The organism is Calidifontibacillus oryziterrae (genome assembly GCF_000331575.1).
GTDB lineage: Bacteria > Bacillota > Bacilli > Bacillales > Bacillaceae_J > Calidifontibacillus_A > Calidifontibacillus_A oryziterrae.
In genome coordinates this window covers 1-9901 of the sequence record NZ_ANOK01000012.1, presented here as the reverse complement: position 1 = coordinate 9901, position 9901 = coordinate 1, and the positions used below count along the sequence as shown (strand labels likewise).

Annotated in this window: 8 protein-coding genes and 1 pseudogene; 1 reads left to right on the top strand and 8 read right to left on the bottom strand. The window is 34.6% G+C overall.

Going from position 1 to position 9901, the window contains the following annotated elements; translation table 11 throughout:
• Positions 1–156: 156 nt before the first annotated feature.
• The 8 genes and pseudogenes from D612_RS0108385 to D612_RS0108355 form a co-directional block, all read right to left on the bottom strand.
• The gene (locus D612_RS0108385) at positions 157–615 is read right to left on the bottom strand and encodes a putative iron-sulfur cluster-binding metallochaperone (RefSeq protein ID WP_017755009.1); all 459 of its coding nucleotides are present in this window, start codon (positions 613–615) and stop codon (positions 157–159) included.
• A 304-nt stretch (positions 616–919) separates the two neighbouring features.
• The gene (locus tag D612_RS19410; protein WP_250634605.1) at positions 920–1219 is read right to left on the bottom strand and encodes a mercuric transporter MerT family protein; all 300 of its coding nucleotides are present in this window, start codon (positions 1217–1219) and stop codon (positions 920–922) included.
• Positions 1220–1233: 14 nt separating this feature from the next.
• Complete coding sequence (gene merR / locus D612_RS0108380) at positions 1234–1665, bottom strand: Hg(II)-responsive transcriptional regulator (RefSeq protein WP_017755008.1); 432 nt, start codon at positions 1663–1665, stop codon at positions 1234–1236.
• An 86-nt stretch (positions 1666–1751) separates the two neighbouring features.
• Positions 1752–2373, bottom strand: a pseudogene (locus tag D612_RS18085) (class I SAM-dependent methyltransferase).
• 165 nt (positions 2374–2538) lie between these two features.
• On the bottom strand, positions 2539–4671 hold the full coding sequence (locus D612_RS0108370) for a heavy metal translocating P-type ATPase (RefSeq protein WP_083888497.1): 2133 nt from the start codon (positions 4669–4671) through the stop codon (positions 2539–2541).
• Positions 4664–5032, bottom strand: a complete 369-nt coding sequence (locus D612_RS0108365; protein WP_017755006.1) for an ArsR/SmtB family transcription factor — start codon at positions 5030–5032, stop codon at positions 4664–4666. Before D612_RS0108365 ends, D612_RS0108370 begins: the two co-directional genes overlap by 8 nt.
• 176 nt (positions 5033–5208) lie before the next feature.
• Complete coding sequence (locus D612_RS0108360) at positions 5209–5868, bottom strand: CadD family cadmium resistance transporter (protein WP_017755005.1); 660 nt, start codon at positions 5866–5868, stop codon at positions 5209–5211.
• Between the two features lie 243 nt (positions 5869–6111).
• Positions 6112–6687 carry a recombinase family protein gene (locus D612_RS0108355; RefSeq protein ID WP_017755004.1) on the bottom strand — a complete coding sequence of 192 codons (576 nt, stop codon included), beginning with the start codon at positions 6685–6687 and terminating at the stop codon, positions 6112–6114.
• Positions 6688–6834: 147 nt separating this feature from the next.
• Between D612_RS0108355 and D612_RS0108350 the strand changes: the two genes are divergently transcribed.
• Entirely contained in the window at positions 6835–9801 is a 2967-nt protein-coding gene (locus tag D612_RS0108350; protein ID WP_017755003.1) for a Tn3 family transposase, read from the top strand.
• The last annotated feature ends 100 nt before the right edge of the window (positions 9802–9901 follow it).

Here is a 9901-nt window from a genome sequence, read left to right as displayed (position 1 = left end):
TGATACTCCAATAGTTCTCACATCAAAGTTAAGATAAATGCGGATTTACAACGTTAAGGAAGTCCAAATATAAAAAACCTAATTTCTCGGTGTTATAAGTGAGAAATTAAGTTTTAGTTACTTCATTAAAGCGCCCATTTACGGAATAAAAGTTATTTATGATAAGCCTTTGATAAAGGCTGTTACGTTTCCTAAACAACAACTACCTTGTGGATTGTTCACCTCACAACCACAACGATTCTCTTTAATATTTTGACGAATATGCTCAACGGGTTTATCGGCATTGCCACTTTCAACATAATCACTAATTTTTGCTTTAGTCCAATCAAAACAATAACAAATCGGCGTTGTTGAGGATTTGTCTTTTGGATGAACAGCAACCTTTAAGTCAGATACAAGATATGTTTTTTTAAGCGTATCAAAATAAACTACATCGCACCCTTCACTTGAACAAAAATAGTGATCTTCTTTAGCGTTTAGCGTCTCTAACGAAGATGGTTTCAGCATAGATTTTAGTGTGATGAGCTTTACACTTTTAGCCTTATGTTGACAAGATGGGCATTCAACAACACTTTCAATTTTTATTTCTTTAGAGTTACTACAACAATCTGCCATGTCTTTCCCGCCTTTATTGTTTTTATTCACTTACCTCATATCCTAACTTGATAATGACTTTTTTAATTTTTTCAAACGAAACTTTTGAATCAAATTTCTCAATACCATCTAATTTTTTAACAGCAGAACCTACTGTTTTTGTACAATATTCTCATGTATATCCTTTTACCATAAAGGATACGGTTTTTAAATTTTCAGGCTGAGTCGAAACTTTGTTTACTTGATTACCACCACACCCAGTTAGAGTTAACCCGATTAGTAAAGCAATAATGCTTAGAGTAAAAGCAAATCTCATATGTACCTACTAAAACCCTTGGGATAAAAAGGTGTAAAGTAGCAAGAAGCCTGAAATGACAGTAGCTGTCCATAACCATTTTTCTGTTTTCTTTGCTCTATTCTTTTGTCTCCAGTAAAATAAGTGGGCGATTCCAAGTAGTATCACTGTAAGTCCAACAAACACCATGCGATAAGGAGCTAAGGCAACTGCTAATGTTCCTGCCAAACCACTTAGACCAAGTGGAATTAAAATAGCAAAGCCAATTCAACATATACTTGCGAATAAAGCCGTGATTACTGATGTTATAGAAGCAATTTTTGTTTTCACTTTCCTTTATCCCCTTATAGATTAGTTGGAAGTTGCTTTCCAATGTTCTCTTCATTTATTAAGTTTTCGATAATTGGACATTCATGGAGGGATTTTTCGTCTGGACAACACTCTTTCAATTGAATAAGCATGTGTTCGATTCTTTTTAAATCCCTAATTTTCTTTTGGACTTCATCAATTTTTTGAACAACAAACTCATACATATCCCTACATCGATCGTCGTCTTTATCAACAACTCCAAGTAGTTTATCGATCTCGGCTAAAGAAAAACCTAAATCTTGCATTCGTTTAATAAACTGTAGGCGATCCACAAACTCTTCTGGATACATCCTATATCCAGCTTTTGTACGAGAAGGTTCCGAAAGGAGTCCCAACCTTTCGTAATATCTTATAGTTTCTTTATTGACCCCACACCTTTCTGCAAGTTCACTAATGCGATATTTCATTTCATTCACCTCAGATAAATTATAAACCCTGTACCATAGTACAGGGTAAAGAGTAATTTTGAAATTTTTAATTTGCTCAAACATAATCAACTAAATTTACTAATTATTATTTTTCTGTACATTCCATTCATAATTACATTTTTATCTTCGTTTATCTTTAAATTTATATTATTTCTAAGGTACAGCTCTTCAAAATTCAATCCAATATCTGTTCCTAATACTTTTATTAGTGGTCTAAGAAGTTTTTTTGGTAAAGATACTTTATATTCTTTAGATACGAATTTGTCAAAAATAATTATTTCTCCTCCTTTTCTTAAAACCCCTCATCATTTCTGTTAAACACTTATCTGCATCAGGCACTACAGAAAGAATTAGACTAGCAACTACATAATCAAATGTTTCATTTTCAAACTCCATATTCTGAGCATCCATTTCTAAGAATTTAATAGATGAATTTTCAAATTTCTCCCTCGCCTTTTTAAGCATATCAGGTGAAAAGTCAATTGCCGTTATATCTAAATCAGATTGAGTTATTAACTCTAAATCAGCACCTGTTCCTACACCAACAAAAAGTACCTTTTGATTACTATGAAAAGGTATATCCTGAAATATTTGTCGACGTGCGTTTAAAAAAACACCCGAATTAAAAATCTTATCATATATTGGAGACCAAATTTTATAAATCACTCGATTCCAAGAATTATTCATTATCTTCACTTCCGAATGACTGAATTTAAATATTCCTTTAAAGTACCTCCTCTTTTTTGAACAAGAAAGGCGAAAAATCACATTGAGTCATCGTCCTTTAATTCAGTAAGAAATCATATAAAGGGATAATAAAAACCCCATTATCCCTTTATATGAAACATTATTTTATTCTTTAACTTTTAATAATCGTAAGCTGTTTAAAGTTACAAGCAATGTTGCTCCCATATCGGCAAAAATAGCAATCCATAACGTTAACCAACCCGGTACAACTAAAAGTAAAGCTATAGCTTTAACTACTAGAGAGAAAGTAATATTTTGCTTAATGGTTCTCAATGCTCTTCGACTTAGTTTCATCGTAAACGGCAATTTGCTTAAATCATCGGACATTAAAGCAATGTCGGCTGTTTCAAGTGCTGTATCCGTTCCAGCTCCTCCCATTGCAACCCCGACTGTTGATGCAGCAAGAGCTGGAGCATCATTTACACCATCACCGACCATTGCTACACTATGATATTTTTCACGAAGTTCTTTAATAAAGTTTAATTTGTCCTCTGGAAGCAAATCAGCTTTAATGTCAGATACACCGACTTCATTCCCAATTGCTTCTGCCGTTCTTTTGTTATCACCTGTAAGCATAACCGTTTTTTCAATACCAAGTTCATGAAGCTTTTGAATAACCTCTTTAGACGTTTTTCTTACTTGGTCAGCCACAGCAATTAAACAGAGGATTGCATTGACCGTTCCAAGAATCATGACCGTTTTTCCTTGTGTTTGTAGGGTTGAAATTTGTTCTGTAATTGTTTTATCAATGCCATTTGGAAGAATTTCCTCAAACATGTCGGGACTTCCTACATAATACATTTCGTTATTAACAGTTGCTTTAATCCCTTTACCAGTAATCGATTGAAAATCTTCTACAGATACATCATTATAATTTAATCCATTTGCTTCTGCCTTTTTCATAATTGCTGAAGCAAGAGGATGTTGTGATCCTTTTTCCAACGCTGCTGTGATGGTCAATAACTCATTTTCATTTCCACTGAATGTTACTACATCAGTTACTGCTGGAATACCTCTTGTAAGTGTTCCTGTTTTATCGAAAGCAATAACTTTCAATGCACCAGCTTCTTCTAAATGAATACCACCTTTAATTAAAACACCATTTTTCGCAGCATTTCCTATTGCGGTCACAACAGAAACAGGCGTAGAAACAACTAATGCACAAGGACAACCAACGACTAGTACGGCTAACCCTTGATATATCCATTCGCTCCAATCTCCGCCAAATAATGGTGGGACAATAGCGATTAAAAAGGCTATTACAATAATTGCCGGAGTATAATATTTGGCAAATTTATCAACAAATGCTTGAGAAGGAGCGCGTTCAGCCTGAGCTTCTTCTACTAAATGAATTATTTTTGAAAGAGTAGTATCTTCCACTAATTTAGTTACTTTTACTTCTAATAATCCTTCTTCGTTCAAAGTACCAGCGAATACTTCATCATCAATGGTCTTTGTCACTGGGACAGATTCACCTGTAATCGCAGCTTGGTTTAAGGCAGATGTCCCTTTTACAACGATTCCATCCATAGCCAACTTTTGACCCGGTTTCACGATCATTATGTCGCCTACTTGAATGTCATCAACGCTAATCATTAACTCTTGATTTCCACGTCGTATTAAAGCTTCCTTTGGAGCTATATCCATCAAGGACTCAATGGATTGACGAGCTTTGTCCATAGAATAGCGTTCTAAAGCTTCACTAATGGCAAAGAGAATAACAACTGTTGCTCCTTCTCCCCATTCACCAATTAATGCAGCCCCAATAATAGCGATTGTCATAAGAGTATTCATATCAAACTTAAATCTGCTTAGATTTTTAAAGCCTTTAATAAATAAGGAGTAGCCACCAATTAATATAGATGCCGCATATCCGATTGTTGGTACAATATGACCTTCACTGAATTGTTCTCCTAAAAACCAACTTACAATTAATAGAAGGATGGAAATATACACTTTAATATTTTCCTTTTGCTTCCAAAAGGGTTCGCGTTCTACTTTTTGTTCCCTTTCACCACGTAACTTTAAGTTGTCAAACGCTCCTGCCTTTTCGATCGCTTCGACACTTGCATTTCCTACGACCGTTATTTTAGCTGCTCCAAAATTGACCTGTGCATCCAAAACGCCATCCAGACGTTTCACGTTCTCTTCGAACGTTTTTGAACAGTCTGCTCAGGTGAGTCCCTGAACACGGTAAGTTTTTGCTTCTTGATCTTTTAAGTTAGCTTGTTCAGACATTAGCCTTCTCCTCCTTTTTATGAGTTAATGCAATTACCATTAACTGCTTAATATGTTCATCATCAAGCGAATAAAAGGCTAGTTTGCCTTCTTTTCGGTATTTTACAATCCCTTGTTTATGAAGGGTCCTTAAATGGTGAGATGTCGTCGCAACAGTAGCCCCAATGATATTGGCTACATCACACACACAAAGCTCATCATCTTGACATAATGCATAGGAAATTTTTGCCCTATTTTCATCTGCAAGTGCTTTAAATAATTGAGCAACACTAGATAAATCTTCTTTTTGCATTTGACCTTGTATTCGTTTGACTTTTACTTCGTCATAACAATAAATATCACAAGTATCTTTCTGACTCATTACTATTTATCCCTCCTTTTTATTCAAGTGTATGTTTGAATATATTATATACTATTACCCTGACATTATTCAAATGAATATTTGAACAAAGAACAATAATAAATTAACTCAATAAATTCCATATCCAACCAACTATGCTATATTAGCAAATGATCATGACGATCAAAACTGTTACATTATTTGAATAGATTTATCAATGAAGTAAATAGTTCATTTTCTAGCATGATATATATTCCCAATCCTATAAATACAATTGGAATAATCCATCGCCCGTATTTCTCAAGTGTTTCAGAAACAAATCTGAATCTCGCTAGACGGTAACCCAGTAAACACCAAATTGCAACCATTATTAAGAATGTAACAACAGTAATAATCAATTGATTTGTTTCTAAAGTAGAAAAAACGGGAATATAGATTCCAATATTGTCTCCACCATTAGCAAAAGTGATAAAGGCTACACTTAAATAGAACTTATTAAATTTGTTTAATCTAGAAAGAATATTATCATCATCATCATCATCTTCACCTTTGATGAACAGTTTAACTCCTAAATACATGGGAATTAGTCCAAGTAAACCAATCCATCGTTCAGCAAGAAGTGTTATCCCAAAGGTTGCTAAAAGACTGATTAAAACTAGAAGTGCAAAACCAAGATATTGGCCAATTACTATATCTCTTGAGTTAATACGTTTCGAACCCATGTTAACCGTTTGGCTATTACTTGTTTTAGCTTGTGACCGTGCCATAGAGAACAACATCATCAAGATAAAAATATCATCAATATTGGTTACAATAAAAGCACCAAGAGCAGAGATAATTATTAAAATTAAATTCATCCGTTTCAACTCCTCTATTTTTTTATAATTAATTTAATACTAACTTACAAACATTCAAATATTTATTTGAATGTTAAATTTCATTTTCTATTTTACGTTTACATAAACAAATAGTCAAATGGATATTTGAATAAAGGATGAATTGACATGAAACTAAAAAAGGATGATTAATTTTCGGTAATCATCCTTTTTTTTGCCTCGTCAATTATATGGCCCTTTTCTGGAATATGGGGTAAGGAAGGACTATTTGTTCTCTTCTGATAGCTTTCTATATAATGAAGCTCTAGACACATTTGTAATTTCGCAAATTTGATTTACAGTCATATTTCCTTCTTTATATAGCTTAACTGCATAATTCATTCCTGCGTGATTTTTATGATACTTCTTTAACCGACCTTTAAACTTTCCTTCTTTCTTAGCCAACTCAATCCCTTCACGTTGTCGCATACGAATAAGATCTCGCTCTAATTGGTTAACACCAGCCATTACCGTAATTAAGAATTGGCTGTATGGATTATCTTCTGATAAATCTAGCCATGTATCTTTTAGTGATTTTAAGCTTGCTTTTTTTCCCCGTATGTTATCGATTAATTCAAATAGGTCTTGTGTGCTACGAGTGATTCGAGTTAAGTCTGTAACATAAATCATGTCATCTTCCTGTAAATCCTCTAACATTTTTTGAAGTTGCTCGCGATCCTTTGTTGCCCCAGAAACTTTTTCTTCGTATATAATATCCATTCCAATTTCGTTTAGCTGCTGAAATTGCCTTGAAGGATTTTGGCTAGTCGAACTAACACGTATATAACCGATTTTCCGCAAAATATCACCTCGTTTTTGAGACAAGTCTTATGAGACGCTCTTAACTATGATTTTATCAGTCTACTACACTTGTATCAATAGAGTACACTCTATTGATATATAATTGAATTAATTAACTGAATAATTACAGAAGTGAGATGATACTGTATGAAAATTGCGAGAGGAAGAGAATTGCTTACATCGGAACAGCGACAGGTCCTTATGCAAATTCCTGAAGATGAGTGGATGCTAGGAACCTACTTCACTTTTTCCAAACGAGATTTAGAAATTATAAATAAACGAAGGAGGGAAGAAAACCGTTTAGGGTTCGCCATTCAATTAGCCGTTCTTCGATATCCCGGTTGGCCATACACTCATATCAAAAGCATTTCAGATTCAGTCATACATTATATATCGAAACAAATCGGTGCCACTCCATCTTCGCTTAGTCTTTATCCTCAACGTGAAAATACACTTTGGGATCATTTGAAAGAAATTCGAAGTGAATACGATTTTGTAACTTTTACTTTAAAAGAATATCGAATGACATTTAAGCATCTTCATCAATTAGCTCTGGAAAATGGGGATGCCATTCATCTACTACATGAATGTATCGACTTTCTAAGAAAAAACAAAATCATACTGCCTGCCATCACTACAATAGAGAGAATGGTGTGGGAAGCGAGGGCAATGGCTGAAAAGAAACTGTTTAATACGGTTAATCAATCTCTAACAAATGAGCAAAAAGAAAAGCTTGAAGAGATCATTACCTCTCAGCATCCATCAGAATCCAATAAAACAATATTGGGTTGGTTAAAGGAACCACCGGGTCATCCTTCACCCGAAACATTTCTAAAAGTAATAGAACGACTCGAATACATACGAGGAATGGAATTAGAAACGGTACAAATTAGTCATTTGCATCGCAATCGTCTGTTACAGCTATCTCGCTTAGGTTCAAGATATGAGCCTTATGCATTCCGTGATTTTCAAGAAAGCAAACGATATTCGATATTAACCGTCTATTTATTACATCTTACTCAGGAGTTAACGGATAAGGCATTTGAAATTCATGACAGACAAATACTCAGTCTGTTATCAAAAGGCCGTAAGGCTCAAGAGGAAATTCAGAAACAAAACGGTAAAAAACTAAATGAGAAAGTTATACACTTTACGAACATCGGACAAGCTTTAATCAAAGCAAAACAGGAAAAGTTAGACGTTTTTCAGGTTTTAGAATCCGTTATTGAATGGAATTCTTTTGTCTCTTCGGTGGAAGAAGCTCAAGAGCTTGCACGTCCTGCCGACTATGATTATTTAGACTTACTGCAAAAACGATTTTATTCACTTAGAAAGTATACGCCAACGCTACTAAAGGTATTGAAATTTCATTCTACAAAGGCAAATGAACCACTTTTACAAGCTGTAGAGATTATCCGAGGAATGAACGAATCTGGAAAGCGAAAAGTACCTGATGACTCACCTGTGGATTTTATTTCAAAACGTTGGAAAAAGCATTTATACGAGGATGATGGTACAACTATCAATCGTCATTACTATGAAATGGCTGTTTTAACAGAACTTCGGGAGCATGTTCGGGCAGGAGATGTTTCTATTGTTGGTAGCAGACAATATAGAGACTTTGAGGAATATTTGTTTTCAGAAGATACATGGAATGAAACGAAGGGAAATACGAGATTATCAGTTAGTTTATCATTCGAAGATTATATGACAGAGAGAACCAGCAGCCTTAATGAAAGGCTAAAGTGGTTATCTGCCAATTCCAACAAGTTAGATGGAGTTTCTCTTGACAAAGGAAAGTTGTCAATTGCACGCTTAGAAAAGGATTTTCCAGAAGAAGCAAAGAAATTTAGCGCAAGTCTTTATCAAATGCTGCCGAGGATAAAATTAACTGAACTACTTATGGATGTTTCCCATATAACAGGATTTCATGAGCAATTTACACATGCTTCCAACAATCGAAAACCAGATAAAGAAGAAACAACCATTATTATGGCTGCTCTTTTAGGTATGGGAATGAATATTGGATTGAGTAAGATGGCTGAAGCCACACCGGGACTTACATATAAGCAACTAGCCAATGTATCTCAATGGCGCATGTATGAAGACGCAATGAATAAAGCCCAAGCTGTATTAGTAAATTTTCATCACAAGCTACAATTGTCTTCTTATTGGGGAGACGGCACAACGTCCTCTTCAGATGGGATGAGAATGCAGCTAGGAGTTTCATCACTACATGCAGATGCAAATCCCCATTACGGAACTGGAAAAGGAGCCACTATTTATCGATTTACGAGTGATCAATTCTCTTCTTACTACACAAAGATTATTCATACTAACTCAAGGGATGCAATTCATGTTCTGGATGGTTTATTGCACCATGAGACAGATCTAACCATAGAAGAGCATTATACAGATACAGCTGGTTACACAGACCAAATCTTCGGATTGACTCATTTATTAGGATTTAAATTTGCTCCAAGAATAAGAGATCTATCGGACTCAAAATTATTTACGATAGATAAAGCAAGTGAGTATCCAAAACTGGAAAATATTTTACGTGGACAAATAAATACAAAGGTCATTAAAGAAAATTATGAGGATGTTTTGCGATTAGCTCATTCAATAAGAGAAGGAACTGTCTCAGCATCCCTTATTATGGGGAAATTAGGTTCTTATTCAAGACAAAACAGCCTAGCTACAGCCTTACGTGAGATGGGCCGAATAGAAAAAACGATCTTTATTCTTAATTACATTTCGGATGAATCTCTAAGAAGAAAAATACAAAGAGGATTGAATAAAGGGGAAGCCATGAATGGATTGGCAAGAGCAATTTTCTTTGGAAAACAAGGAGAGCTTAGAGAACGAACTATACAGCATCAGCTTCAAAGAGCTAGTGCTTTAAATATAATTATCAATGCCATCAGTATATGGAATACTCTACATCTAACAAAAGCAGTTGAATATCAAAAATGGAAAGGTAGTTTTAATGAAGATTTATTGCACCATATGTCACCTTTAGGCTGGGAACATATTAATTTATTGGGAGAATACCATTTTAATTCGGAGAAAATGGTCTCGTTAGATTCTTTAAGACCACTGAAACTTTCTTAACGTTGTTAAAAACAGGGGAATCGTCAGGAAAATGGGCTTAGCGTTGTAAATCCGCATTTATCTTAACTAGTCATAATGGATGACTTTACAGTATTCAATG

Coding starts and splice junctions, on each gene's coding strand:
- D612_RS0108385 (WP_017755009.1), bottom strand. CDS start 615: ATGGCAGATTGTTGTAGTAACTCTAAAGAAATAAAAATTGAAAGTGTT.
- merR (WP_017755008.1), bottom strand. CDS start 1,665: ATGAAATATCGCATTAGTGAACTTGCAGAAAGGTGTGGGGTCAATAAA.
- D612_RS0108365 (WP_017755006.1), bottom strand. CDS start 5,032: ATGAGTCAGAAAGATACTTGTGATATTTATTGTTATGACGAAGTAAAA.
- D612_RS0108360 (WP_017755005.1), bottom strand. CDS start 5,868: ATGAATTTAATTTTAATAATTATCTCTGCTCTTGGTGCTTTTATTGTA.
- D612_RS0108350 (WP_017755003.1), top strand. CDS start 6,835: ATGAAAATTGCGAGAGGAAGAGAATTGCTTACATCGGAACAGCGACAG.